Source organism: Methylobacterium sp. Leaf108, from assembly GCF_001423265.1.
Taxonomy (GTDB): domain Bacteria; phylum Pseudomonadota; class Alphaproteobacteria; order Rhizobiales; family Beijerinckiaceae; genus Methylobacterium.
Window position 1 is genome coordinate 78569 of record NZ_LMND01000031.1, and the last position, 23317, is coordinate 101885.

Consider the following 23317-nt stretch of genomic DNA (forward strand, 5'->3'; position numbering starts at 1 on the left):
ATCAGGCCCGCAGCCACCGTCCGCCGCCCGCGACGCCGACGAGAAGGACCGCCACCAGGAGGAAGGCCGCCGCCAGGCTGGTGGCATGGGCGAGGACTCCGATCAGCGCCGGCCCGGCCAGCACGCCGGCATAGCCCAGCGTGGTCACCGCCGGGATCGCCAGGCGCTCGGGCATCGCCCGCTGGCGCGCGGCCGCGGTGAACAGCACCGGCACGATGTTGGCGCAGCCGGCCCCGACCAGGGCGTAGCCGGCGAGCGCCGCCGGCCAGCCGGGCACCATCGTGACGACCGCGAGGCCCAGCGCGGCGAGCGCACCGCCGCCGGCGACCACGCGGGCCGGGCCCAGCCGCGCCACGATCGCATCGCCGGTGAGCCGCCCCACCGTCATCGTCGCCGAAAAGGCGGCATAGCCGAGGCCGGCCTGCGCCGCCGGGAGCCCGCGCTCCTGCACCAGGAACACCGCGCTCCAATCCAGCGCCGACCCTTCGGTGAGGAACACGACGAAGCAGAGGACGCCGAGGAACAGCACCCGGCCGCGGGGCATCGCGAAGGCGGGCCCGCCGCCGCCGCCGCTCGGCAGGATGCCGGGCAGCGCCGCCACGAAGGCCGCGACGATGCAGGCGACGCCGACGAGGGTGGCGCTCCACGGCGTCAGGCCGAGGCTCAGCATGGCGCTGACCCCGGCGGCCCCGACGATGCAGCCCAGGCTGTAGAGCCCGTGGAAGCCCGACATCATCGGGCGTCCGGCCCGCCGCTCCACCGCCACGGCCTGGAGGTTCATGAGGCAGTCGAGGCAGCCCATCCCGGCCCCGAACAGCACGAGGGCCGCGGTGAGCAGGGCGACGTCGGCCACCGCCGCCAGGACCGGCAGGGTGGCGCAGATGACCGCCACGGCCACGGCGAGAACCGTGCGCGACCCGAACCGGGCCGCCATGGCGCCGGCCGTCGGCATCGCCACGAGGGAGCCGATCCCGAGGGCGAGGAGCAGCAGGCCGAGGGCGCCGTCGTCGAGCCCGGTCCGCGCCTTGACGAAGGGCACCAGCGGCGCCCAGGCGGCGACGCCGAACCCGACGATCAGGAACAGGAGGCGGGTGGCCAGGATCTCTGTGGCCGGGATCTTGATGGCCATGATCTCGGTGGGCCGGCCGGTGGCGGACGTCTCGGTCGCGGGGGTCGAGGGCATTCTGGCTTTCGGGGGCTGAGGCGGTGCGACCGCGGGTGTGATGGATCGAGGCGGCGAGCGTGTGACCCTCGCGCATCCCCTCGGAGCGGCACGGGCGACCCTTTGCGGGGTTGCCCGTGCCGCCGCCCTATGGTCTTGGCCCCGGGACCGGTCGGGCGGCGACGGCGCGCCGCGATCGGGAGCGAGGGGTTTTCGACATGCGGCGTGCGCTTCCCATCATCGCTTTCGCCCTGGGTGTCGTGGCGCTGGGCATCGCCAGCGTGTTCGCGTTCCTGCCCGGCGCGCGCGAGGTGTCCACCAGCAGCGTGGGCGGGCCGTTCACGCTGACGACGCAGGACGGGCGACGGGTCACCGAGCGCGATTTCACCGGCGCCACCCACCTCGTGTTCTTCGGCTTCACCCATTGTCCCGACATCTGCCCGACGACCCTGCAGCAGATCGGCGACGTGCTGAAGGCGCTGGGGCCCAAGGGCCGGGACACCAAGGCCCTGTTCATCGCGGTCGACCCCGAGCGCGACACGCCGGCCGCCCTCAAGGCCTATCTCGCCAGCTTCGACCCGCGTATCGTCGGCCTCACCGGCTCGCCCGAGGAGGTCGCCGCGGCGGTGAAGGCCTATCGCGCCTACGTCCGCAAGGTACCGACCAAGGGCGACGACTACACCATGGACCACACCGCGCTGGTCTACATCATGGACGCCAGGAACCGCTTCGCGACCGCCCTCAACCTCGCCCGCCCCCCCGAGCAGAGCGCGGCCGAACTCGGCAAGCTGTTGTGATGCGGTTCCCGCTTGAATCAAGCGGGAACCGCATCACCGAGCCCGCGCGGCACCTGAGCGAAGCCCATTTCCGCATCACGAAGTGATCAACCGGAAATGATATGACGCGAAATCCGTTCGATTGCTTTGCAATACGGATCTCGGCTTCGCTCGAGCGCCGCGCGGGCTGAATCACAAGGCGTCCGCCTGGATCAAGCGGACGCCTTAGGATCACTGCGACCGGGCGACAGGGCGCCGCTGCGGGAGGTGCGCGAGAGGCCGTGCTCGGTCTTGTTCCAGCGGTCGGGCGCGGTGACGAGTTCGATCAGCCCGAGCCAGGCCGCCGCGCTCATGAGCAGGAAGTAGGCCGGCAGCAGCGGCACGAACGGCAGCAGGTCCCACCATCCCCGCCGCACCGCGCCGAGTGCCGCCGGTGCCAGCATCGCGGCAAATCCGGTGAGGAGGATGACGATCGCCGTGCCCGTGGGCAGGTTTGACCAGAAATCCGGCGCCGATTCGATCCGGCCCGGCCAGAGCCCGATCACCGCCGGCAGCATCAGAAACGGGTAGGCGAGGGCGGAGAGCACGGTGCCCGGCACCATGGCCAGCGCACACAGGGTGCCCGGCAGGCCCAGCTCGCGAAAGGTCCGCAGCGGGTGACGGCCATGGGTCAGGCTCGTCTGCAGGAAGCCCTTCATCCAGCGGGTGCGCTGGGCCAGCCAGGCGCCGATCCGCGCGGGTGCCTCCTCGATGGTGTCGCTGGGTAGGTCGCCGACGTGATAGCCCGCCCGCGCCAGCCGGATGCCGAGGTCGCAATCCTCGGTCACGTTCCAGGCGTCCCAGCCATGGACCGCGCGCAGCACGTCGGTGCGGAAATGGGTCGAGGTGCCGCCCAGCGGCGTCGGCATCTTCCACGCGGCCAGGGCCGGGCCGAGGACGTCGAACAGCGCCCCGTACTCGAGGGCGAACAGGCGGGTGAGCCAGGCGTCGCGGACGTTGTCGATGACGAGGCGGCCCTGGAGGCAGGCGGTCTGGCGCGGGGCGCGGGCGAACCGCGAGGCGGCGGCGCGCAGTTGGCCGGGGTCGGGCACGTCCTCGGCGTCGTAGACCACGAGATGCTCGCCGCGGGCGAGCGGCAGGGCGGCGTTGAGGGCGCGCGGCTTGGTGCGCGGCAGGCCCGGCGGCACCACGATCACCTCGAACCGGCCCGGCAGCGGCGCGGCGGCCAGGGCGGCGGCGGTCTCGCCGTCGTGCGCCTCGATCAAGAGCTTGATGTCGAGCTTGGCCGCGGGATAGTCGAGCCGGCCGAGCGCCAGGATCAGGCGCGGCACCACGGCGGTCTCGCGGTGGAGGGCGACGAGGACGGTGTAGATCGGCAGGTCGATGTCGGCCAGCGGCGGGGCGGTGGCCTCCGGGTCCGGGTCGACCGAGACGGCGGCCACGCGAAAGGTGACGAGGACGAGAAAGCCGATCTGCAGCAGCGTCCAGGCGCCCATGAGCACCGGGGACGGCAGGGCAAGGCAGGCGACCGCGACAGCCCAGAGCCCGAGGCCGGCGGCGGCGAGGGTCGGCGGCGGCGCCCGCGTCTTGAGGGCCCAGTCCGGCCGCCGGACCTGGAGGTCGTCCGCCGCGTGGGCGGCGATGCCGGCGGGATTCTGGGCGAACACGGCCCGGCGCAGGCCGGTCGGCGTCGCGATCGCCGGCATCCGCCCGACCGGGCCACGGCCCTCCAGCAGTTCGCGGATGGCCCGGCCGCGCGGAGCGTAGACGAAGGCGGCACCCGTCCCGGGCAGCAGGGGAGCGAGCCCTGCCACCAGGCTCTCGGGGTAGCGGGTGCCCGGTCCGAGGGGCAGGGGCTCGCTGAGGAAGGGCGCCCCGAGGGCGCTGGCCAGGGCCCGGTAATAGGCGTCCTCGCTCACCGTCCCGGTGGCCACCAGCACCGTGGCGGCGTCGCTGCCGCAGGCCTCGGCCCGGGCGGCGGCCTCGACGAGCCCGGCCGGCGCGACGCCTTCGGCGAGGAGGAAGCCGATCTCCACCGGGAGCCGGGTGCCGCCGGCCCGCGTTTCCCCGCGAACCGGTCGTCCGGCGTCCCGTCGCGGCCACCTGAAACCCGGGATCGACACCAGAACCGGCTCCCGACGGTTGCGGATCGTGCTAAGCGGGTGCGCGTCGGCTGGCCGACGTTTCGCCCGCCGCGATCCTCGGAGTGCCGCAAGGTCCGGTCGAACAAACCGCACGGCACGTTTGCGGACCCTGCTGAGAGGACCTCGGTGAGCCACAGCCCGTCCGCGCATCGCCAGCGCACCACGCCTGCAACCCTTGCGTCAAGATGCCCGCAGGGATTGCGAACCGCAATCGTCCTGGCCGTTCTGACGCTCGCGGGCGGGGACGGGGCCCTGGCCCAGGGCGCCGAGACTCCCAGAGCCGAGACTCCCACAGCCGAGATCCCGAAGACCGAGGCTTCGAAGACCGACGCTTCGAAATCCGCCGCCCCCGGGGTGATGGTGCCCAACCTGTGGAATCCGCGCAGCCGCCAGGAGCGCCTCGAGGCGCCACAGACCGGCCGCCCGGTCCGCTTCCTCACCGACGACGAGTTTCCGCCGCTGCATTTCTCGGGGCCCGACGGCACGCCCACGGGCTTCGTGGTCGAGCTCGCCCGCGCGGTCTGCGAGCGCCTGTCGATCACCTGCACCGTCCAGGCCCGCCGGTTCGATACCCTCCTCGACGCCCTGGCCGAGCGCCAGGGCGACGTGGTCGCCGCGGCGATCCCGCTGACGCCGGCCCTGCGCGCCCGCTTCCTGGCGACGCGGCCGTACTTCCGGTGGCCCGCGCGCTTCGCCGCCCGCAGCGACCGGGGACTGCCGGCGCCCTCGGCCGAGGCCCTGGCCGGCAGGACCGTGGCGGTGTTGGGCGGCAGCGCGCATGCGGCCTACCTCAAGGCGTTCTTTCCCAAGTCCTTGGCCAAGGACTTCACCGATCTCAGCGCGGCGCAGGGCGCGCTCAAGCGCGGCGAGACCGACTATTTGTTCTCCGACGGCCTCACCCTCGCCCTCTGGATCGGCGGCACCGAGGCCGAGGGCTGCTGCGGCTTCCTCGGCGGCGACTACCTGGAGAACCGCTACTTCGGCGAGGGCATCGGCTTCGTCGCCCGCCGCGAGGACGTTGCCCTGTCCCGCGCCCTGGACGACGCCCTGCAGCGGCTGTGGGACGAGGGCAAGTACACCGAGATCTACCTGCGCTTCTTCCCGGTGAGCCCGTTCTGACCGCCGGGCTCGCCGGTCAGACCACCCGGCGCGACACCAGCCCCACCGCCGTCACCAGCGAGAGCGCCGCGACGGTGATCATCACGCCCCAGGCCGGCAGCGCCGCGGCCCAGCCTTCGCCCAGCGCCATCTGGTAGGCCTCGATCGCCCAGGCGTTGGGCGTGAACCAGCCCGCCTCCTGCAGCCAGGGCGGCATCAGGAAGCGCGGCACCATGCTGCCGCCCACCGCCGAGAGCAGGAGCACGCCGAAGGTCGAGGCCAGATGCGCCTGCTGGCGGGTGGAGGCCGCGGCACAGGCCGCCAGCGCCAAACCGGCCGCCATCGCCGACACGAGGAGCGAGGTCGCGAGCCAGGACGCCAGATGCGGGCCGACGTCGACCCCGTAGAACAGGGTGGCGGCGGTGAAGATGAGCCCGGCCTGGAGCACGCCCTGCACCACCAGGAAGCCGAACTTGCCGACCACGATCACCGCTAGGCCGCCGGGGCCGGCCATCAGGCGGTCGGCGAGGCCCGACTGGCGCTCCTCCACCAGGGACATCGCCCCCTGCATGGCGGCAAACAGCAGGAACACCGCGGTGATGGCGCCGGCATAATAGCCGACCCGCTCGTTGGCCTGGCCCGAGGACGTCGAGCGGCGCTCCACCAGGGAGGCGAAGGAGAACGGCTCCTTGCGCGCCCGCTGCTCGGCGAAGGCGGAGGTAAGGAAGGCGCGCTCGTCCGGCCCGATCTTGCCCGAGCGTTCGACGTCGGCGACGATCCGCGCCAGCACCACGTCGGGCAGCGATTCGTTGAGGACCCGCTGCAGCTGGCCCAGGGCGATCGGCGTCGCCAGGGCGCGGGCCGGGTTCTCGACGAGGACGACGGGCTGGGCGGCCTCGTCCTTGCCGGCGCCGGCGTCGAGGTCGCCGCGCAGGACGAGGGCGGCATCGACCTCGCCGCGGCGGACGGACGCCGTGGCCTGCGCGATGGAGGTGGCGCGCAGCATCTCGATGCGCAGCGAGGGATCCTCGGAGAGGGCGGCGACCAGGCGCTGGGTGGTGGCGCTGCCGACGAGGTCGACGAGGCCGAGGTGGATGCGAATGCGGTCGCCGATGGCGCCCGAGAAGATCGCCGCGAAGATCACGAAGATCACGGTCGGCAGCACGAACGCCATCGCCAGGGCGGCGCGGTCGCGCAGCAGGCTCAGGAGCATGACCCGGAAGGCGGCACCGATCACGACGGGCTCCTTGCCACGATGCGCGGATGGCCCCGGTCGACCGGGGCGGGGTCGAGGGCGGCACGGTAGAGGGTCTCGACGCCCGGCGCGCGGATGCGGATTTCGCCCACCGGCACGCCGTGGCCGCGCAGGGCGGACAGGAGGGCGGCGCCCTCCGGCCCGCCGCGATGGGTCGCCCGCCAGGTCAGGCCGGTATCGACGGGGGTGAAGCCCGCGCCGCGCAGGGCGGCGGTGGCCGCCGCGTCGGGCAGGTCGACGAGGGCGACCTCGTGCTCGGGCGCGCCCTGGTGCAGGCGAGCGAGGAGGTCGGACAGGCGACCCTCCTGGACGATCCTGCCGCCGGCCATGACCGCGATGCGGTCGGCGAGGCGCTCGACCTCGGCGAAATCGTGGCTGGCGATGAGGATCGCCGCACCCTCCGCCCTCAGGCGCGCGAGCACCGCGTGGATCGCGGCCCTGGCGGCGAGGTCGACGCCCTGCGTCGGCTCGTCGAGGAGGACGAGCCGCGGCCGCGCCATCAGGCTCGCGGCGATGTTGACCCGGCGCTGGTAGCCGCCCGAGAGCAGCCCGACCGGCCGGCGGGCGACGTCGGCGATGTCGGCCAGGTCGAGGGCGGCCCGCACCAGGGCGGGGCGCTCGCGCCGCGTGAGGCCGGAGAGCTGGGCGAACACGTCGAGGTTCTCGGCGACGCTCAGGCGCGGGTAGAGGGCGATGTCCTGGGGCACCCAGCCGATGCCGCCACGGATGGCGCGCTCGCGGTAGGGGTCGGCCCCGGCGATCCGCACGGTCCCCGATTCCGGCGGCAGCCGGCCGGCGACGAGGCGCATCAGCGAGCTCTTGCCCGCACCGTTGGGGCCGAGCAGCGCCAGGGTCTCGCCCGCGTCGAGGACGCAGTCGACCCCCTCCACCACCCGGCGCCCGCGATAGGAGAGCGAGGCCCCCCTGACCCGGACCAGGGGCACGTCCGGCTGGCTCATCGCGCGCAGATGGGTCAGCGCGGCGGCAGGGCGCGCGAGAGACGGACCCGCACCGACAGGCCGGGTTCGCGCACGGCGATGTGGGCGCGCTCGAAATCGGGCCGGGCGCCGCGCACGGCCTCGCCGGAAAAGCCGTAGGGCTCCATCGGCAGGCCGAGGCCGGTCCGGTCGAGCCGGCCGTTGCCGTTGACGTCCTGGAAGACGGCGACCGCATAGGTCCCCGGCGCGACGTCCTGGAGGACGACCCGCTGGAGCGTGCCCCGAACCGGGGCGTCCTGCCCGGTCCGGCAGTTCGCCTCGGAGAGGCCGCCCTGGCAGAGCGCGACGTACAGGTTGCTCTGCACCGGCTCGATCCCGTCGACGGTGACCTCGACGGTGGCGGCGGCGGCGATCCCCGTCAACGACAGGCCCAGGACGGCGGGAGCGGCCCAGCGCAGCACGCTCACGTGGCCTCGCCCGAGGTCGCGAGCGGGGGCGTGGTGGGCAGCCCGGAGGTCTCGACGGGCACGCGGCCGGCCGCAAGCTCCTCCATGAGCAGCCGGGCGGTGATGCGCGCGCCCTCGTAGATCACCGGCAGGCCCGAACCCGGATGGGTGCCGCCGCCGACGAGGTAGAGCCCCGGCCCGAAGCGGTTGTGGGGCCGGAAGTACAGCATCTGCATCAGGTCGTGGGCGAGATTGAAGGTGGCGCCCTCGTGGACGAAGAAATCGTCGCGCCACTGGGTCGGGTCGACGATGCGCTCGTAGCGGATGCGGCACTCGATGTCGCCGAGGCCCAGGAGCTTGAGGCGGTCGAGGACGAGGCGGCGGTAGTCCGCCCGCACGCCCGGCCAGTCGATGCCAGCCTTGAGGTTGGGCACCGGCACAAGCACGTAGAGGCTGGTGTGGCCGGGGGGCGCCATGCCGCCGTCGGTGAAGCCCGCGTGCTGGACGTAGAGCGAGGGCTGCTGCGACAGCGTGCCGTCGGTGATCTCGCGGATGTTGCGGGCGTAATCGTCGGCGAGCAGGATGGTGTGGTGGCCCAGCGCGTCCGGCACGCTCCCCTCGATGCCGAGGTAGAGCATGAAGGTGGAGCACGAGAGGCGCGCCTTGGCGACCTTGGCGTCGCGCCAGCGTGGCCGATGAGTCTCGGGCACCAGGTCCGGTACGACACGGGCGAAGTCGCCGTTGATCACCACCGCGTCGGCGCCGATGCGCTCGCCGCCGACGATGACGCCGTCGGCCTTCTTTCCGGTGAAGGTGACGCGCTCGACCGCGGCGTTGAGACGGACGTCGACGCCCATGCGCCGGGCGAGGTTGGCCATCGCCTCCGAGACCGCGCCGCAGCCCCCGACCGGGTGATAGACGCCGTGCTCGTATTCGAGGAACGAGAGGATTGTGAACAGGCTCGGGCACCGGAACGGCGACATCCCGAGGTATTTGGTCTGGAACGCGAAGGCCAGGCGGATGCGCGGGTCCTTGAAGTAGCGCTTCAGGTCCTGGTCGACGCTGCGGCCCGGGTGGAGGTGGGGCAGGGCCGTGAGCATCGCCGGCGAGGCCATCGAGCGCAGGGTGTGAAAGGCCTGCTGCAGGATCGGCTTGAAGAACTTCAGCTTGACGCGGTTGTCCGCGAAGAACTTGCGCACGTTCGGGGCGTCGCCGGGGGCGATGCGGGCGACCTCGGCCTCGAGCCGGTCCATGTCATTGGTGGCGCGGATCTCGCCGCCCGACTCGAACACGAGGTGATACTGCGGATCGAGCCGCTCGAGCTTGATGTGGTCCTCGAGCCGCTCACCGCAGGATTCGAAGATGTCGGCGAGGATCTGCGGGTAAAGGAAGAAGGTCGGTCCGATGTCGAACCGGAAACCGCCCGGCGCCTCGACCGTCTTGGTGCGCCCGCCGACCGCCTCGTCCTTCTCCAGGACGGTGACGTGGACCCCCGCCTTGGCGAGGAGCAGGGCCGTCGCCAGGCCACCGGGACCGGCACCGACGATGATGACTCGGCGTCCGGACAAGGTCCGCAAGCCGTCCCGTGACTGAAGCAACGCTCACAACTCCCGATGCCTGGGGGCCTACGCGGCGATCATAGCGCACTCGCCCGCGCAGCCGAAACGAGGCGGGGCCGGCCGGTTGGAACCCCGGGGCCGCCGCGTACCGACTGGGGGCAACATCGGCTACGCTTGGGTATGCGACAATTGCCACCGATTGTCGCGCATCGCACGCGACCGGCCCGCCAGATGGTGCAACGCGATGGCGCCGGCGGTGGCGACGTTGAGGGAATCGAAGCCCGGCGCCATCGCGATCCGCAGGGTCCGCGCCCTGGCCATGACCTCGGGCGCCAGGCCCGGCCCCTCCGTGCCGAGCAGGAGCAGGGCGCGCGGAACGTGGTCGAGGCGGTCGAGGTCGGTGCGTCCCCGCGGCGTCATGGCCAGCGGTACGAGGTGGTGCCGCTCGGCGAGGTCGAGGAGGGCATGTCCATCGGCCACGCGCGCCGAGGGCACGATCAGGGCGGCGCCCGCCGAGACCCGGATCGCCTTGCGGTAGAGCGGATCGCAGGTGGCGGCGTCGCGCAGGACCGCGTCGACGCCGAAGGCGGCGGCGTTGCGGAAGATCGCGCCGACGTTGTCGTGGTTGGTGAGCCCGAGGAGGCCGACGACGAGGGCCCCGGCCGGGGCAGGGGGGATCGATGCCTCGGGGTCGGGCGCGGGGCCAGCCACCCCCACCGCGAGCACGCCGCGGTGGATCGGAAAGCCGGCGATGGCGCTCATGACCGCGCGCGAAGCGACGTAGACCGGCGGAGGGGCGGGCAGGGCCGCGATCGCCCCCGTCAGGCCCTCGACCCGCTCGGGCAGCAGCAGGATCGAGTCGAGGGAAAAGCGCGACCGCGCCGACAGGGCGATGCGCAGGGTGACCTCGCCCTCGACGACGAAGCGCCCGGCCCGTCCGATCAAGTCGCGCTCGCGCATCGCGCCGTAGGCGGCGATGCGCGGATCGGCGGGGTCGTCGATGGCAAAGACGTCGGGCACGCCCGCGTCACGCCTCCGGGGCGCGCCCCCCCATCCGGATCGCCAGCGGGTCGGCCTCCGCCTTGGTCGGCACCTTCACCAGGGCCTCGCCGTCGAGGACGACCTCGCCGGCGACGGAACAGGTGCACTTGAGGCGGGCGCGGCGGCGCTCGGGCACCAACTCGGCCACCTCGACCTTTACCTCGACGGTGTCGCCGATGCGCACCGGCGCGCGAAAGTTCAGGGTCTGGGAAATGTAGATGGCCCCCGGACCGGGCAAGCGGGTGCCGAGCACTGCCGAGATCAGCCCGGCGGTGTAGAGGCCGTGGGCGATGCGGGTGCCGAAGGGGGTGCGCGCCGCGAAATGCTCGGAGAGGTGGATGGGGTTGCGGTCGCCGGTGATCTCGGCGAAGCCCACCACGTCGGACGAGGCGATGACCTTGAGCAGCGTCTCGGACATGCCGAGTTCGAGATCCTCGAAATAGAGGACGCGCAGTTCGGGCATCATCGTCGGGGTCTCCGTGTCGCGGTCGCCCGATACGGGCAGGGGCTCGTTGCAGGCGAGGGCTTGGTGCCGCAGGGGCCGTCCATCGCCCTTCACACAGGCGAACACTCAAATCCAGCCCGCCGCCACCTGAAAATGCGCCCTCGACACGCGCGTGGCGGATGCGCCATGAGGCCGGGCCTTCGGAGTATCGGCCAACCCCATGCCTCGCCAGACTACCCCCGACCCGGCCCTGCGCCCGGTGGTCGCCCGCGTCGCCGGGCTCAACCTCGCCTATTTCGGCATCGAGATCGTCGTCGCCCTCGCGATCGGCTCGGTGGCCCTCATCGCCGACAGCCTCGACTTCCTGGAGGACGCGGCGATCAACCTGCTGATCTTCGCCGGCATCGGCTGGAGCCTGCGCAACCGGGCCCGCCTTGGGATGGCGCTGGCCGCCATCCTGATGCTACCGGCGATCGCCACCGCCTACGCCGCCTGGCAGAAGTTCGCGACGATGGCGCCCCCCGACCCGATCCCGCTGACGCTCACCGGACTCGGGGCGCTCGCCGTGAACCTCACCTGTGCCGCCATGCTCAGCGCCCACCGCGACGGCGGCGGCAGCCTGACGCGGGCCGCCTTCCTCTCGGCCCGCAACGACGCCTTCGCCAACCTCGCCATCATCGCGGCGGGGCTTGCCACGGCGATGACGCTCTCGCCCTGGCCCGACCTCGTGGCGGCGGCGGGCATCGCCGTCCTCAACGCCGATTCGGCCGGCGACATCGTCCGTGCCGCCCGCGCCGAATGGCGGGCCGCGCGGGCGGGCGAGGAGACGACCCGATGAGCCTGCGCCTGTTCCCGATCTCGGACCTCCACCTCGAACGGCGGCGGCCGGACCTGATTCCGCCGCCGAGCCGGCCGTTCGACGTCCTCGTCTGTGCCGGGGACATGCACGAGGGCCGGCCCGAGCGGGGGCTGGCCGCCCTGCTGGCTCTGGCCGGCGAGCGCCCGATCGTGCTGGTACCGGGCAACCACGAGCGTTACGCCCCCACCGGCGACGGCCGCACCGCCCCCGAACTCATGGCGGCGCTGGGCGCGGAGGTCGCCCGAATCAACGGGGGCGGAGGAATGCCCCGCATCCACCTCCTCCAGGACGCCGAGGCGGTCGTGATCGCGGGCGTGCGCTTCGTGGGCACTACCCTGTGGAGCGACTGGTCGCTCGCCGGCCGCTGGCTCGACCCGGCCGATCCCGAGCACCCCGGCGACCCCGTCGCCTACGCGGCCGCACGGATGACCGACCCGGTCACCGGCTCGCGCGAGTTCCGCGGCGCGATCCGCAACGGCGACGGCTCGGTGTGGTCGCCGGGCGACGCGATGGCGGCCCATGCCCGCGAGCGCGCGACCCTCATGGCCGCCCTGGCCGTGCGTCACGCCGGCCCGACCGTGGTCGTCACCCACCACCCCGCCGGCACCATGGCGGCCGACGCGTTCCGCGACGCGCCGGGCGTGCCCTGGTGGCTGCCGGCCTTCTACGCCAGCCGCGTCCTCGACGACCTCCCCGATTCCGACCGGCCGGACCTGTGGATCTCGGGTCATTTCCACGCGGGCCACGACATCCGGGTCGGGCGGACCAGGTGGGTGGCGAATCCGGTGGAGGGGGGAAGCTTCAAGTCCGACAGGATCATCGAGGTGGGGTGACCCGTCATCGACGCAGGAAGCCGGTTCCCACCTCCGTCTTCGATGCTCTAGGATCGGCTCATGAGGCGCCAGGACGCAGTGACCATCTTGAAGGCGATCGAGCCGGACATCCGGGCATTCGGGGTCGAAAGCCTGTCGATCTTCGGTTCCGTCGCCCGCGACGAGGCAGAGGCCCGATCGGACCTCGACGTCTTCGTGGATCCTGGAACGGACGCCTTCTACGGCTTGCGAAACTACGTCGGTGCCTACAGGCGTCTGGTGGAGGCCTTTCCCGGCGTCACGATCGGTTACTCCACTCGCCAGGGGCTCGCATCGGCCGTCCGACCGACGGTGGAACGTGAGGCCGTCCGCGTCTTCTGATGGCAGCAAGCCGAAACCCAAGGATACGTCTCGAACACATTCGAGCCGAGATCCGGGATCTCTCCGAAGCCACCCGCGGGCTGACACCGGAGGCCTTTGCGGCCTCCTACGTCCTGCGACGCACCACGGAACACGCGATCCTCATCATTTCGGAAGCGGTGAGGGCGCTTCCTCTCGAGCTGACGGACCGTCATCCCGGTCCGGCCTGGGCCGACATCAAAGGCATCGGGAATATCCTGCGCCACGATTACTTCGCGGTCGAGGCGCCGGTACTATGGAACATCCTGTCCGAACATCTCCCCATTCTGGCGCCGGTCGTCGACGCGATGCTGCGGGAACTCGACGAGGACTGACGATTGCGCGGGGCCTCGTGAAACCGGCCCGCCGTCCCGAGCGTAAGGTCATGGAAGGTGCACCGTCGCAAATCGCACCCTCGCGCGCCCAGGACAATTCCCATGAACAGCTTCATCGCCGTCGTCCTCGTCTGCGCCAACGGCATCCCGCAGCAGGCCTGCACCGACGACAAGGCGAGCGAGGTGCGCAAGGTGCGCGTGGCCAACGAGCTCGGCTGCACCAACGGCTGGCAGGAGATCATCGCCCGCACCGACCTCAGCGCCGAGATCGGCAAGACCGCCTACCTCAAGACCGAATGCCGGCGGGTGAAGCAGGCGGACTGATCTTCGCGACGACTCCGGCGTGGAGCTATCGGTCGTACTTCACGTAGGCGAAGCGCGGATCGGTGGGCGTGCCTTCGAGGGCGCCGCCCTCGGTGCCGGGCTGCCAGCTCACCACCTCCTCGATCTTCCTGGCCAGGGCGAAGTCCTTCTCGGTGACGCCCTTGGCGGCATGGTTGGTGAGGCGCACCTCGACCCAGGCGTAGGAGGCGGTGAGATCCGGGTGGTGCCAGGCGGCCTCGGCCAGGTGCCCGACCGTGTTGATGACCATGAGCGTGCCCTTCCAGCTCGCGGTCTTGTAGGTGCGCTTGATCCAGCCGCCCTCGTAGGTCCACTGCGGCAGCTCGGCACCGAGGCGCTGGGTGATGGTGGCGTCGTCGAGGACGTCGTCGCGGGTTCCGGCCATGATCGGGTCGCTCCTGTCGAGAGAGGGGGTGGCACGACCCTGCGCCGGGGGGCGGCCTCGGGGCAAGATCGAACGGCGACGTGAGGCTTTCGATCGCGGCACCTGCGCGCCGACGTCGCGCTCGGGCCGGGCCGCCAGGGCGACCGGGACACCCGGGCCGTGTGGACGCGGTGGCGGGGCCACTCTATCTAGACCGGCAATAAGCTGCATGACGGCGCGACCGGTCCAGCCGCGTCGGGCGATCGTGCGGCCCTGAGCGAAGAATCACCGGGGAAGGATGCGGTCATGCTGTCACGGCGCGAGTTGCTGGCGACGGCGTCGCTGTGGTCCCTCGCCGGATCCCTGGCCGGGTCGCTCGCCGTCGCGCGGCCGGCCGTGGCCGCGCCCCGGTCGGTCAGCGTCGGCAGCCTTCCGTTCGGCACCGTCTCCTGGGAGGCCGCCGTCATCAAGGCGCGCGGCCTCGACGCGGCCAACGGCTTTTCCCTCGACGTCGTCAAGCTCGCCGGCAACGACGCGGCGCGCATCGCCTTCATGGGCGGCCAGGTCGACACCATCGTCGGCGACCTCCTGTGGGCGGCGCGGCTCGGCAACGACGGCCGTCCGGTGCGGTTCATGCCCTATTCCACCACGGAGGGCTCACTGATGGTGGCGGCCGGGAGCGGGATCGCCTCGCTCAAGGATCTCGCCGGCAAGCGCCTCGGCGTCGCCGGCGGCCCCCTCGACAAGAACTGGCTGCTCCTCAAGGCGCAGGCCCGCGACGTGGCCGGCATCGACCTCGAGTCGGTGGCCAACGTCGCCTTCGGCGCGCCGCCGCTGCTGGCACTGAAGCTGGAACAGGGCGAACTCGACGCGGGCCTGCTCTACTGGACCTATTGCGCCCGCCTCGAGCCCAAGGGCTTTCGCCGGCTGATCGGAGCCGACGAGATCATGCGCGGTTTCGGCGCCACCGGGTCGATCGCCCTGATCGGCTACCTGTTCGACGCGGGCACCGTGAAGGCCAAGCCCGAGGCGATCGCCGGGTTCGCCCGGGCCTCGAAGGCCGCAAAGGCGCTGCTGGCCACCGACCCCTCCGCCTGGGAGATCGTGAGGCCGTTGATGTCGGCCGAGGACGCGCCGACCTTCGAGGCGCTCAAGCGCGACTTCCTCGCCGGCATCCCGCAGCGTGCCCTCGACACCGAGCGCTCGGACGGCGAACGCCTCTACGGCGTGCTGGCCAGGCTCGGGGGCGAGCGCCTCGTCGGAGCGGGCAAGACCCTGCCGGCCGGGCTCTATTTCGACGGCACCGCCTGAGTTGGCCGCCCCGACATGCCCGACATGACCCTCCGGCGGACCGCGGCCCAGCCGCCATCACGGACCCGGCGGTAAGCTCATGGGCTTTGCCACCCGCCTCGTCTCGGTGCTCGTGCTGCTGGCCGGCTGGCAGGTCGCGGCCATGCTCGCGGACTCACGCCTGCTGCCCGCCCCCCTGACCATCCTGGCGTTCATCGTATCCGAATCGGCCACCGGCGACCTCTGGCGCAACGTCGGCCTGACCCTGGCGCGGGTGGGCGTATCCTTCCTCATCGCCATGGTGCTGGGGGTGATCCTCGGCATCGCGCTGGGGCGATTCAGGCGGCTCAACCTCGTCCTCGACACCCCCCTCCTGATCCTGCTCAACACCCCCGCCCTGGTGATCACGGTGCTGGCCTACATCTGGGTCGGGCTCAACGAGGGGGCGGCGGTGCTGGCCGTCGTCCTCAACAAGCTGCCCAACGTGGCGGTGATCCTGCGCGAGGGTGCCCGCGGCCTCGATCCGCAGCTGGAGGAGATGGCCCGGACCTACCGCTTCGACCGGCGCACCTGGATCGCGCACGTCTTGGTGCCGCAACTCCAGCCGTTCGTGGTGGCCGCGGCACGCTCGGGGCTGTCGCTGTCCTGGAAGATCGTCCTGGTGATCGAGCTGCTGGGCCGGCCCAACGGGGTCGGCTTCGCCATCAACTTCTACTTCGTGCAGAGCCTGAACGTCGCGGCGATCGTCGGCTACAGCATCGTCTTCATGAGCGTGATGATCGCCATCGACATCCTGATCCTGCAGAGGCTCGAGGCCCATGTCCGACGCTGGCGCTGACGTGCGTGCGGACTCTCGGGCGGCGGGCGAGGTCGTCCTGTCGGTCGCCATCCGCCGCAAGGTCTACGGCGGCACCGGCCCGGAGCCGGTGGAGGCGGTGCGCGACCTCGCCTTCTCGGTCGTCGCCGGCGAGATCGCCTGCCTGATCGGACCGTCGGGGGCGGGCAAGACCACGACCCTGCGCATCCTGCTCGGCCTCGACCCCGATTACGAGGGCAGCGTCGTGCCCGATCCGGCCGGGGCCGGCATCGGCATGGTGTTCCAGGAGCCGCGCCTGATGCCGTGGCGCACGGTGGAGCAGAACGTGCGGCTCGCGTTGCCGCGCCCGCAGCGTGGCCGCGACCTCGACGCCCTGTTCGACTCCCTCGGCCTCTCTCCCTGGCGCGGCCGCTACCCGCGCGCCCTCTCGCTGGGCATGGCGCGCCGGGTGGCCCTGGCACGGGCGCTGGCGCTGGCGCCGCGGATCCTGATCCTCGACGAACCCTTCGTCTCCCTCGACGACGCCTCGGCCGCGGCGCTGCGGGCGATCGTGGTGGAGAGCGTGACCCGCGCAGGCGTGAGCGTGCTGATGGTGACCCACAACGTCGCCGAGGCAATCGAGATGGCCGACCGCCTCCTGCTGCTCTCGGGCCGGCCGGCGAGCCTGATGGCGACGATTCCCCTCGATCGCCCGCGCTCCGACCGACCGCGCAGCTGGACCGAGGAAACCCGCCGGGGCCTCGCGACTCGCTTTCCCGGCATCATCGCGGCCTGAGATCGCGCACGGGAGGCGAAAAAGTACCGCCTCAAGGCCTTCCGGCGAGGCAGGGGGCGATCACGGTTTCGTCGGCGGGTTCTGCGGCGAGAAGGCGCACACACGATCAGATCGTGCGAAATCGAGACCGCGGACGCGATCGCGCGCCCTGAATCGCGTCACCCATTGACTGCCGCCATCATGCAACATGTTGCATCCAACTGCCGTCCACGGCCGTGCGGGTATCGAAACGATTGTCGAGACGCACCGCGACGGGCCCTTCGGCCCCTCGAACGGCATGGAGAGCAAAGGGAGACCGGCGAGACATGCAAGGAGCGCATGAACAAAGGGGTCGTTGCTATAAATCGCTTTATCGACCCTCGTCTTCTTTTTGCGCTGCACCATTCGATTTTGCGGGGCGAAGACCGGGCCCGCCGAGACAAACCGTCAACCATCACTGTCCCGGCCGCACCGCTGAGCTTTGGCGAAGCGTGTTGACGCCGCCCGTTTTTTTCTTAGAGTTCATTCAAGCTTTGGTTTTGAGGGGCGCCGCAAAGGGATAGCGGGGTCCGGCCGGCAAAGACGGAAGGCAGCGAAAAGGTTCGTTGCCGGAAGGGTTTGGCGAAGCCACCGAGGCGATCGAGTCCCAGTCGCAAACAGCAGGTCGCACCGGACATGCCGCTCATGCGAGCGGATGACGGCTGTAAAGACTTGTCGGAGGAATGCATGAGAGCGGTCCATCTTCTCGCACTCGGCGCCGGCCTGATGGCTTCGGCCCCGGCTTTCGCCAACGAAGACGTCCTGAAGCGCACGGCCAACCCGGCCGAGCAGGTCCTTCAGACCGTCGACTACGCCAACACCCGCTATTCGAAGCTCGACCAGATCAACGCCGGCAACGTCAAGAACCTGCAGGTGGCCTGGACGTTCTCGACCGGCGTGCTGCGCGGCCACGAGGGCTCGCCCCTCGTCGTGGGCAACGTGATGTACGTCCACACCCCCTTCCCGAACATCGTGTACGCCCTCGATCTCGATCAGGACGGCAAGATCCTCTGGAAGTACGAGCCCAAGCAGGACCCGAGCGTCATCCCGGTGATGTGCTGTGACACGGTCAACCGTGGCCTGGCCTACGCCGACGGCGCCATCATCCTGCACCAGGCCGACACCACCGTCGTCTCGCTCGACGCCAAGTCCGGCAAGGTGAACTGGTCCGTCGTCAACGGCGACCCCAAGAAGGGCGAGACCAACACCGCCACCGTCCTGCCCGTCAAGGACAAGATCATCGTCGGCATCTCCGGCGGCGAGTTCGGCGTGCAGTGCCACGTCACCGCCTACGACGCCAAGAGCGGCAAGAAGGTGTGGCGCGGTTACTCGGTCGGCACCGACGAGCAGCTGATCATCGACCCCACCAAGACCACCCACCTCGGCAAGCCGGTCGGCAAGGACTCCTCCATCACCACCTGGGAAGGTGACCAGTGGAAGACCGGCGGCGGCTGCACCTGGGGCTGGTTCTCCTACGACCCCAAGCTGAACGCCATGTACTACGGCTCGGGCAACCCCTCGACCTGGAACCCCAAGCAGCGTCCCGGCGACAACAAGTGGTCGATGACCGTTTTCGCCCGTGACGTCGACACCGGTATGACCAAGTGGGTCTACCAGATGACCCCTCACGACGAGTGGGACTACGACGGCATCAACGAGATGATCCTCACCGACCAGAAGGTCGATGGTAAGGACCGTCCGCTGCTGACGCACTTCGACCGTAACGGCTTCGGCTACACCCTCGATCGCGCCACCGGCGAGCTCCTCGTCGCCGAGAAGTTCGATCCGGTCGTGAACTGGGCCTCCAAGGTCGACATGGACAAGAGCTCGAAGACCTACGGTCGTCCGCTCGTCCAGGCCAAGTACTCCACCGAGCAGAACGGTGAAGATACCAACTCCAAGGGTATCTGCCCCGCCGCTCTCGGCACCAAGGACCAGCAGCCTGCTGCGTTCTCGCCCAAGACCAACCTGTTCTACGTCCCCACCAACCACGTCTGCATGGACTACGAGCCGTTCCGGGTGACCTACACCCCGGGCCAGCCCTACGTCGGTGCCACGCTCGCCATGTACCCGGCTCCGGGCAGCCATGGCGGCATGGGCAACTTCATCGCCTGGGACGGCGTGAAGGGCAAGATCGCCTGGTCCAACGCCGAGCAGTTCTCGGTCTGGTCCGGTGCTCTCGCCACCGCCGGTGACGTGGTGTTCTACGGTACCCTCGAGGGCTACCTGAAGGCCGTCGACGCCAAGTCGGGCAAGGAACTCTACAAGTTCAAGACCCCGTCGGGCATCATCGGCAACGTGATGACCTACCAGCACAAGGGCAAGCAGTTCGTCGGCATCCTGTCGGGTGTCGGTGGATGGGCCGGCATCGGCCTCGCCGCCGGTCTGACCGATCCGAACGCCGGCCTCGGTGCGGTGGGTGGCTACGCCGCTCTGTCGAACTACACCAACCTCGGTGGTCAGCTCACCGTGTTCGCCCTGCCGAACTAATCGGTCGCACGACACGTTGAACCTCAGGGTGCCGGCGCGGGTTTCCGCGCCGGCACCTTTATGATTAGATCACCTCAAGAATGGTCGTGACATCCGGCATGTTGGCCGATGTGATATACAAGATGGGAGAAACGTCGTTGCACTACCTGAGCAAAGCAGCAATCCGTCCGGTCCTGGCCTTTGTCGCCCTCGCGTCCGTCGCGACACTGTCGGTCCACGCTCAAGATGCGAAGCCCGCCGATGCGGCTCTGGCGAACCAGCTCGACCCGAACGACAAATCCGGTGAGCAGGACCCGAAGCTTCTCGACAAGTATCAGGCGGTCAAGGTCGAAGACGGTAAGTACATCGACAAGGACGGCGCCCCGACCTACCACATCTCCAACGACGGCAAGAAGTTCGACTGGTACGCCTACTCGGGCTACCGCCGCTACCATGCCGAATGCCACGTCTGCCACGGCCCCGATGCCATGGGCTCGACCTATGCGCCGGCCCTGAAGGACTCGCTCAAGCGCCTGTCCTACGAGGAGTTCGTCGGTATCATCGCGGGCGGCAAGAAGAACGAGAGCGCGGGCGGCCAGAGCGTGATGCCGGCTTTCGGCGACAACAAGAACGTCATGTGCTACGCCGACGACCTCTATGTGTACCTGAAGGCCCGTGCATCCGGCGCGATGCCGCGCATCCGTCCGGGCGACAAGGAAGAGAAGCCCGAGGCTGCCCGTGCGGCCGAAAAGGAATGCCTGGGCGGCTGATGATGCGCCCGGCACTCCGGAACGCCATCGCGCTCCTGCTGGTGACGGCAGGGGCGCTTCCGGCCCGTTCACAGACTCTCCCCGACCTCGTGACGCCGGACGTGCTGCGCGTCTGCGGGGATCCGGGCAACATGCCGTTCTCGGACCGGCGCGAGAACGGTTTCGAGAACAGGATCGCCGCCATCATCGGCGACGAGCTCAAGGTCAAGGTCCGGTACTACTGGCTGACGCAGGGACCGGGGTTCGTTCGCAACACCCTCGGCACCGGTCTGTGCGACCTCATCATCGGGTCGACCTCCGGCGCCGATGGCGTGCAGAACACCAACCCCTATTACCGTTCGGCCTATGCGCTGATCACCCGCCGGGGGGAGTACGACGGCGTCACGCGCCTCGACGACCCCAAGCTCAAGGACAAGAGCATCGGCGTGATCGCCGGAACGCCGCCGGTCTCGCGGATGGGCGAGATCGGGCTGATCGGGAAGATGCGGACCTACGCGCCCTACCAGCTCGATCCCGGCCGCAAGCACCAGACGGTGTCCGCCGAGATCGTGGCCGACCTCGCGGAGAAGAAGCTCGATGCCGCCGTCCTGTGGGGGCCTGCCGCCGGCTGGCTCGCCAAGCAGAGCGGCGTCGGGATGGACGTGGTCCCGCTCCTCAACGAGCCGGACCGCCCGCCCCTGAGCTTCCGGATCGCCATGGGCGTCCGCCTCGAGGAGAACGACTGGAAGCGCAGCCTCAACGCGGTCCTGCGCAAGCGCCGGGCCGATATCGAAGCGGTGCTGCGGGAGTTCGAGGTTCCGCTCCTGGCGGAAGAAGGCAACACCCTTCTCGAACCCTCGAAATAATCCCGGTCCGGCCGGCGACGACGAAAGGCCGGTTCCGCGAACCGGCCTTTTTTCTGTCACGCCATTTCCGGTTGATCACTTTGTGGTGCGGACATGGGCTTCGCTCAGGCGCCGCGCGGGCTCGGTGATACGGTTCCCGCTTGATCCAAGCGGAAACCGTATCACGCCATCCGTTCGATCCCGGTGGCGTCGAGCGCCGACAGGGCCTGCGTCACGGTCACCGGGCCGATCATGAGGTCGGGCGCGATCTCGGCCAGGGGGACGAGGACGAAGGCGCGTTCGCGCACGAACCGGTGCGGCAGCACCAGCCGCTCGTCGGCGATGTCGGCGCCGTCGTAGAAGAGGACGTCGATGTCGATGACCCGTGGCCCCCATCGGCGTTCGCGAACCCGGCCGAGGGCGGTCTCGATGGCCAGCCCCGCTTCGAGCAGGGCATGCGGGCTCAGGGTCGTGTCGACGGCCACGGCGGCATTCAGGAACCAGTCCTGCTCGGTGTCGCCCCAGGGCGGCGTGCGATAGTCGCTCGACCGCGCCGTGATGCGGATGCCGGGCGTCACCGCCAGTCGCGCCACCGCTTCGGCCAGGATCGCCGCCTTGTCGCCGATGTTGCTGCCGAGGCCAAGATAGGCGGCCGTCATGCCGACACCGCGGAGCGCCGCTGCCGCGCGATCACGACCGAGACCCCGTCGATCACCGCCGGCACCGGCGCGCTCGGCTTGTCCACCCGCACCGTCACGCCGTCGAGGAGGGGGAACCCGTCGAGGAGGGCGGTGGCGATGGCCTCGGCCAGGGCCTCGATCAGGTCGAAGCGCCGCTCCGTGGCGATCCGGACGACGACGGCGGTGAGATCGGCGTAGCTGACCGTGGCGGCGACCGCGTCGGAGCGTCCGGCCGGGCCGAGATCGAGGGTGCAATCGAGGGAGATGTAGAAGCGCTGCCCGATGCGCGCCTCCTCGGCCAGCAGGCCGTGATAGGCGAAGACGGCGATGCGCTCGACGAGGATGTGGTCGGTCATGCCGATGCCGCCTCAAGCGGAGGACGCATCACCGCATCGACGACGCGCAGGGCATCGACATGGGCGCGCACGTCGTGGACGCGCACGATGTCGGCGCCGAGGGTGGCCGAGAGGACATGCGCGGCGATGGATCCCGACAGCCGGTCGGCCGGCCGGGTCTCGCCCTCCTGCAGCCGCCCGAGCAGCGACTTTCGCGAGACGCCCACGAGCACGGGAAAGCCGAGAGCCCGGATCTCGGGGAGGCGCCGCAGGGCCTCGAGATGCTGTGCCCAGCTCTTGCCGAAGCCGATGCCCGGATCGAGGACGATGTCGCGGTCATGGATGCCGGCACGCCGGGCGATCGCCAGGGAGCGTTCGAAAAAGGCCAGCATGTCGGCGACGATGTCGATCCCCGGATCGATGGCCTCGCGGTTGTGCATCACCATCACCGGCGCCCCGTGGGCGGCGGCCACGGTGGCGATGTCGGGCTCGCGTTGCAGGCCCCAGACGTCGTTGACGATGGTGGCTCCCGCCTCCAGGGCGAGGCGGGCGGTGGAGGCCTTGTAGGTATCGATGGAGATCGGCACGCCGAGATGCGGGGCGAGGGCGCGGATCACCGGCAGGACGCGCGCCTGCTCCTCCTCCGCGGTCACCGGGACATGTCCGGGGCGGGTCGACTCGCCGCCGATGTCGACGAGGGCGGCGCCCTCGGTCACCAGGGTCCCGGCCTGGTCCCGGGCCGCGTCGAGGGCCTGGAAGCGACCGCCGTCGGAGAAGGAATCGGGCGTGACGTTGAGGATGCCCATGACCAGGGTGCGGCGCCCGAGGTCCGGAAGCAGCGCGGCGAGGGGCGTTGGAGCTGTCGGCACGGCGTCTCGTCACTCGGGAAGGGGGCATGCCCGGCAGACCCGGACCGCCCCCGTGTCATCCCCGCGAAACGGCGCTCATGCAAGGCGAAAACGCGAGGGCGCTGGGCCCGGTCCGCGCTCGCGGACGGACCGACGCCCGGCCCTCAGGTGCTGCCGCGATAGCAGCGGATCTCGGCCTCGGCCTGGGCACGCCGAAGGTCGGCGACCTGGTCGTCGAACACCTTGGTGGTCTTGAACTGGGCCGTGCGCGCGCCGATACCCTGGCGCATCGAGAGCACGGTGCTCGCCTGCACGTATTTGTCGTACGGCAGGATCGAGGCGAGGGCGTCCAGCGAGCACGAGCAGCGCGACAGCGCCTCGCGCGACTGGCCGTTGGCCGCCATGCAGCCGAAGATGTAATCGGCCCGCGCCTCGGTGGGGTAGTCGTTCTCGCCGTCCACGGCCAGCGCCGGTCCGGCGAGCATGGCGAAACCGACGAGGGCGCCCGCGGCGCGT

General features: G+C 70.5%; 26 protein-coding genes. 13 read left to right on the forward strand and 13 right to left on the reverse strand.

From position 1 onward, the window contains the following. Nucleotide 1: 1 nt before the first annotated feature. Entirely contained in the window at nucleotides 2-1183 is a 1182-nt protein-coding gene (locus tag ASF39_RS15040; RefSeq protein ID WP_156648516.1) for an MFS transporter, read from the reverse strand. Nucleotides 1184-1380: 197 nt separating this feature from the next. Here ASF39_RS15040 and ASF39_RS15045 point away from each other — a divergent pair, with 197 nt between their 5' ends. Then, a complete protein-coding gene (locus ASF39_RS15045) occupies nucleotides 1381-1959 on the forward strand; it encodes an SCO family protein (protein ID WP_055889098.1) in 579 nt (192 codons plus the stop codon). Nucleotides 1960-2150: 191 nt separating this feature from the next. On the opposite strand, the gene ASF39_RS15050 is transcribed toward ASF39_RS15045, so the two are convergent. After that, nucleotides 2151-3974: a glycosyltransferase family 2 protein gene (locus tag ASF39_RS15050; RefSeq protein ID WP_056285371.1), complete on the reverse strand. Its 1824-nt coding sequence runs from the start codon at nucleotides 3972-3974 to the stop codon at nucleotides 2151-2153. A 408-nt stretch (nucleotides 3975-4382) separates the two neighbouring features. On the opposite strand from ASF39_RS15050, the gene ASF39_RS15055 reads away from it, so the two are divergent. Continuing rightward, entirely contained in the window at nucleotides 4383-5201 is an 819-nt protein-coding gene (locus tag ASF39_RS15055; protein WP_244472436.1) for a transporter substrate-binding domain-containing protein, read from the forward strand. A gap of 16 nt (nucleotides 5202-5217) precedes the next feature. Here ASF39_RS15055 and ASF39_RS15060 read toward each other — a convergent pair whose 3' ends face one another. The 6 genes from ASF39_RS15060 to croR all read right to left on the reverse strand — a co-directional run bounded on the left by ASF39_RS15060 (nucleotide 5218) and on the right by croR (nucleotide 10885). Next, complete coding sequence (locus ASF39_RS15060) at nucleotides 5218-6417, reverse strand: ABC transporter permease (protein ID WP_055889104.1); 1200 nt, start codon at nucleotides 6415-6417, stop codon at nucleotides 5218-5220. Beyond that, nucleotides 6414-7394, reverse strand: coding sequence for an ABC transporter ATP-binding protein (locus ASF39_RS15065; RefSeq protein WP_056285380.1), 981 nt, complete (start codon nucleotides 7392-7394; stop codon nucleotides 6414-6416). Before ASF39_RS15065 ends, ASF39_RS15060 begins: the two co-directional genes overlap by 4 nt. Nucleotides 7395-7408: 14 nt before the next feature. Then, nucleotides 7409-7840, reverse strand: coding sequence for a DUF2141 domain-containing protein (locus ASF39_RS15070; RefSeq protein WP_244472428.1), 432 nt, complete (start codon nucleotides 7838-7840; stop codon nucleotides 7409-7411). After that, on the reverse strand, nucleotides 7837-9417 hold the full coding sequence (gene crtI, locus ASF39_RS15075) for a phytoene desaturase family protein (protein WP_056285382.1): 1581 nt from the start codon (nucleotides 9415-9417) through the stop codon (nucleotides 7837-7839). The genes ASF39_RS15070 and crtI overlap by 4 nt, the downstream gene beginning before the upstream one ends. Nucleotides 9418-9546: 129 nt before the next feature. Then, nucleotides 9547-10398 carry an RNA methyltransferase gene (locus tag ASF39_RS15080; protein WP_056285385.1) on the reverse strand — a complete coding sequence of 284 codons (852 nt, stop codon included), beginning with the start codon at nucleotides 10396-10398 and terminating at the stop codon, nucleotides 9547-9549. Between the two features lie 7 nt (nucleotides 10399-10405). Then, on the reverse strand, nucleotides 10406-10885 hold the full coding sequence (gene croR / locus ASF39_RS15085; protein ID WP_055889117.1) for a 3-hydroxybutyryl-CoA dehydratase: 480 nt from the start codon (nucleotides 10883-10885) through the stop codon (nucleotides 10406-10408). 199 nt (nucleotides 10886-11084) lie between these two features. On the opposite strand from croR, the gene ASF39_RS15090 reads away from it, so the two are divergent. The 5 genes from ASF39_RS15090 to ASF39_RS15110 all read left to right on the forward strand — a co-directional run bounded on the left by ASF39_RS15090 (nucleotide 11085) and on the right by ASF39_RS15110 (nucleotide 13593). Further along, the gene (locus ASF39_RS15090; RefSeq protein ID WP_055889120.1) at nucleotides 11085-11702 is read left to right on the forward strand and encodes a cation transporter; all 618 of its coding nucleotides are present in this window, start codon (nucleotides 11085-11087) and stop codon (nucleotides 11700-11702) included. Beyond that, the gene (locus ASF39_RS15095; protein ID WP_056285752.1) at nucleotides 11699-12556 is read left to right on the forward strand and encodes a metallophosphoesterase; all 858 of its coding nucleotides are present in this window, start codon (nucleotides 11699-11701) and stop codon (nucleotides 12554-12556) included. The genes ASF39_RS15090 and ASF39_RS15095 overlap by 4 nt, the downstream gene beginning before the upstream one ends. An 87-nt stretch (nucleotides 12557-12643) precedes the next feature. Further along, nucleotides 12644-12916, forward strand: coding sequence for a nucleotidyltransferase domain-containing protein (locus ASF39_RS15100; RefSeq protein WP_200938232.1), 273 nt, complete (start codon nucleotides 12644-12646; stop codon nucleotides 12914-12916). Further along, entirely contained in the window at nucleotides 12916-13269 is a 354-nt protein-coding gene (locus ASF39_RS20700; RefSeq protein ID WP_082494594.1) for a HepT-like ribonuclease domain-containing protein, read from the forward strand. Before ASF39_RS15100 ends, ASF39_RS20700 begins: the two co-directional genes overlap by 1 nt. A 102-nt stretch (nucleotides 13270-13371) precedes the next feature. Beyond that, nucleotides 13372-13593, forward strand: coding sequence for a hypothetical protein (locus ASF39_RS15110; RefSeq protein ID WP_055889132.1), 222 nt, complete (start codon nucleotides 13372-13374; stop codon nucleotides 13591-13593). Nucleotides 13594-13618: 25 nt separating this feature from the next. On the opposite strand, the gene ASF39_RS15115 is transcribed toward ASF39_RS15110, so the two are convergent. Beyond that, the gene (locus ASF39_RS15115) at nucleotides 13619-13996 is read right to left on the reverse strand and encodes a 4a-hydroxytetrahydrobiopterin dehydratase (protein ID WP_055889136.1); all 378 of its coding nucleotides are present in this window, start codon (nucleotides 13994-13996) and stop codon (nucleotides 13619-13621) included. Nucleotides 13997-14281: 285 nt separating this feature from the next. Between ASF39_RS15115 and ASF39_RS15120 the strand changes: the two genes are divergently transcribed. The 6 genes from ASF39_RS15120 (at nucleotide 14282) to xoxJ (ending at nucleotide 20959) form a co-directional block, all read left to right on the forward strand. Next, nucleotides 14282-15286, forward strand: a complete 1005-nt coding sequence (locus ASF39_RS15120; RefSeq protein ID WP_056285388.1) for an ABC transporter substrate-binding protein — start codon at nucleotides 14282-14284, stop codon at nucleotides 15284-15286. 79 nt (nucleotides 15287-15365) lie between these two features. Then, nucleotides 15366-16103, forward strand: coding sequence for an ABC transporter permease subunit (locus ASF39_RS15125; protein ID WP_055889142.1), 738 nt, complete (start codon nucleotides 15366-15368; stop codon nucleotides 16101-16103). Then, nucleotides 16084-16857 carry an ATP-binding cassette domain-containing protein gene (locus ASF39_RS15130; RefSeq protein ID WP_056285389.1) on the forward strand — a complete coding sequence of 258 codons (774 nt, stop codon included), beginning with the start codon at nucleotides 16084-16086 and terminating at the stop codon, nucleotides 16855-16857. Before ASF39_RS15125 ends, ASF39_RS15130 begins: the two co-directional genes overlap by 20 nt. A 705-nt stretch (nucleotides 16858-17562) precedes the next feature. Then, nucleotides 17563-19365: a lanthanide-dependent methanol dehydrogenase XoxF5 gene (gene xoxF5 / locus ASF39_RS15135; RefSeq protein ID WP_056285393.1), complete on the forward strand. Its 1803-nt coding sequence runs from the start codon at nucleotides 17563-17565 to the stop codon at nucleotides 19363-19365. A 122-nt stretch (nucleotides 19366-19487) separates the two neighbouring features. Continuing rightward, a complete protein-coding gene (locus ASF39_RS15140) occupies nucleotides 19488-20114 on the forward strand; it encodes a c-type cytochrome, methanol metabolism-related (protein WP_056285755.1) in 627 nt (208 codons plus the stop codon). Then, entirely contained in the window at nucleotides 20114-20959 is an 846-nt protein-coding gene (gene xoxJ / locus ASF39_RS15145) for a rare earth element methanol dehydrogenase accessory protein XoxJ (protein ID WP_056285400.1), read from the forward strand. Before ASF39_RS15140 ends, xoxJ begins: the two co-directional genes overlap by 1 nt. 161 nt (nucleotides 20960-21120) lie before the next feature. On the opposite strand, the gene folK is transcribed toward xoxJ, so the two are convergent. The 4 genes from folK to ASF39_RS15165 all read right to left on the reverse strand — a co-directional run bounded on the left by folK (nucleotide 21121) and on the right by ASF39_RS15165 (nucleotide 23286). After that, a complete protein-coding gene (folK, locus tag ASF39_RS15150; protein WP_055889155.1) occupies nucleotides 21121-21597 on the reverse strand; it encodes a 2-amino-4-hydroxy-6-hydroxymethyldihydropteridine diphosphokinase in 477 nt (158 codons plus the stop codon). Continuing rightward, a complete protein-coding gene (folB, locus tag ASF39_RS15155) occupies nucleotides 21594-21974 on the reverse strand; it encodes a dihydroneopterin aldolase (protein WP_056285403.1) in 381 nt (126 codons plus the stop codon). The genes folK and folB overlap by 4 nt, the downstream gene beginning before the upstream one ends. Then, entirely contained in the window at nucleotides 21971-22822 is an 852-nt protein-coding gene (gene folP / locus ASF39_RS15160) for a dihydropteroate synthase (RefSeq protein WP_056285406.1), read from the reverse strand. Before folP ends, folB begins: the two co-directional genes overlap by 4 nt. Before the next feature lie 143 nt (nucleotides 22823-22965). After that, nucleotides 22966-23286, reverse strand: a complete 321-nt coding sequence (locus ASF39_RS15165) for a hypothetical protein (RefSeq protein ID WP_244472437.1) — start codon at nucleotides 23284-23286, stop codon at nucleotides 22966-22968. Nucleotides 23287-23317 lie beyond the last annotated feature (31 nt).

Excerpts from the sequence above, each read along its gene's own strand:
- ASF39_RS15040 (WP_156648516.1), bottom strand. The coding sequence starts at position 1,183 with ATGCCCTCGACCCCCGCGACCGAGACGTCCGCCACCGGCCGGCCCACC.
- ASF39_RS15045 (WP_055889098.1), top strand. The coding sequence starts at position 1,381 with ATGCGGCGTGCGCTTCCCATCATCGCTTTCGCCCTGGGTGTCGTGGCG.
- ASF39_RS15065 (WP_056285380.1), bottom strand. The coding sequence starts at position 7,394 with ATGAGCCAGCCGGACGTGCCCCTGGTCCGGGTCAGGGGGGCCTCGCTC.
- croR (WP_055889117.1), bottom strand. The coding sequence starts at position 10,885 with ATGATGCCCGAACTGCGCGTCCTCTATTTCGAGGATCTCGAACTCGGC.
- ASF39_RS15090 (WP_055889120.1), top strand. The coding sequence starts at position 11,085 with ATGCCTCGCCAGACTACCCCCGACCCGGCCCTGCGCCCGGTGGTCGCC.
- ASF39_RS15095 (WP_056285752.1), top strand. The coding sequence starts at position 11,699 with ATGAGCCTGCGCCTGTTCCCGATCTCGGACCTCCACCTCGAACGGCGG.
- ASF39_RS20700 (WP_082494594.1), top strand. The coding sequence starts at position 12,916 with ATGGCAGCAAGCCGAAACCCAAGGATACGTCTCGAACACATTCGAGCC.
- ASF39_RS15110 (WP_055889132.1), top strand. The coding sequence starts at position 13,372 with ATGAACAGCTTCATCGCCGTCGTCCTCGTCTGCGCCAACGGCATCCCG.
- ASF39_RS15115 (WP_055889136.1), bottom strand. The coding sequence starts at position 13,996 with ATGGCCGGAACCCGCGACGACGTCCTCGACGACGCCACCATCACCCAG.
- ASF39_RS15120 (WP_056285388.1), top strand. The coding sequence starts at position 14,282 with ATGCTGTCACGGCGCGAGTTGCTGGCGACGGCGTCGCTGTGGTCCCTC.
- ASF39_RS15125 (WP_055889142.1), top strand. The coding sequence starts at position 15,366 with ATGGGCTTTGCCACCCGCCTCGTCTCGGTGCTCGTGCTGCTGGCCGGC.
- ASF39_RS15130 (WP_056285389.1), top strand. The coding sequence starts at position 16,084 with ATGTCCGACGCTGGCGCTGACGTGCGTGCGGACTCTCGGGCGGCGGGC.
- xoxF5 (WP_056285393.1), top strand. The coding sequence starts at position 17,563 with ATGAGAGCGGTCCATCTTCTCGCACTCGGCGCCGGCCTGATGGCTTCG.
- ASF39_RS15140 (WP_056285755.1), top strand. The coding sequence starts at position 19,488 with ATGGGAGAAACGTCGTTGCACTACCTGAGCAAAGCAGCAATCCGTCCG.
- xoxJ (WP_056285400.1), top strand. The coding sequence starts at position 20,114 with ATGATGCGCCCGGCACTCCGGAACGCCATCGCGCTCCTGCTGGTGACG.
- folK (WP_055889155.1), bottom strand. The coding sequence starts at position 21,597 with ATGACGGCCGCCTATCTTGGCCTCGGCAGCAACATCGGCGACAAGGCG.
- folB (WP_056285403.1), bottom strand. The coding sequence starts at position 21,974 with ATGACCGACCACATCCTCGTCGAGCGCATCGCCGTCTTCGCCTATCAC.
- ASF39_RS15165 (WP_244472437.1), bottom strand. The coding sequence starts at position 23,286 with ATGCTCGCCGGACCGGCGCTGGCCGTGGACGGCGAGAACGACTACCCC.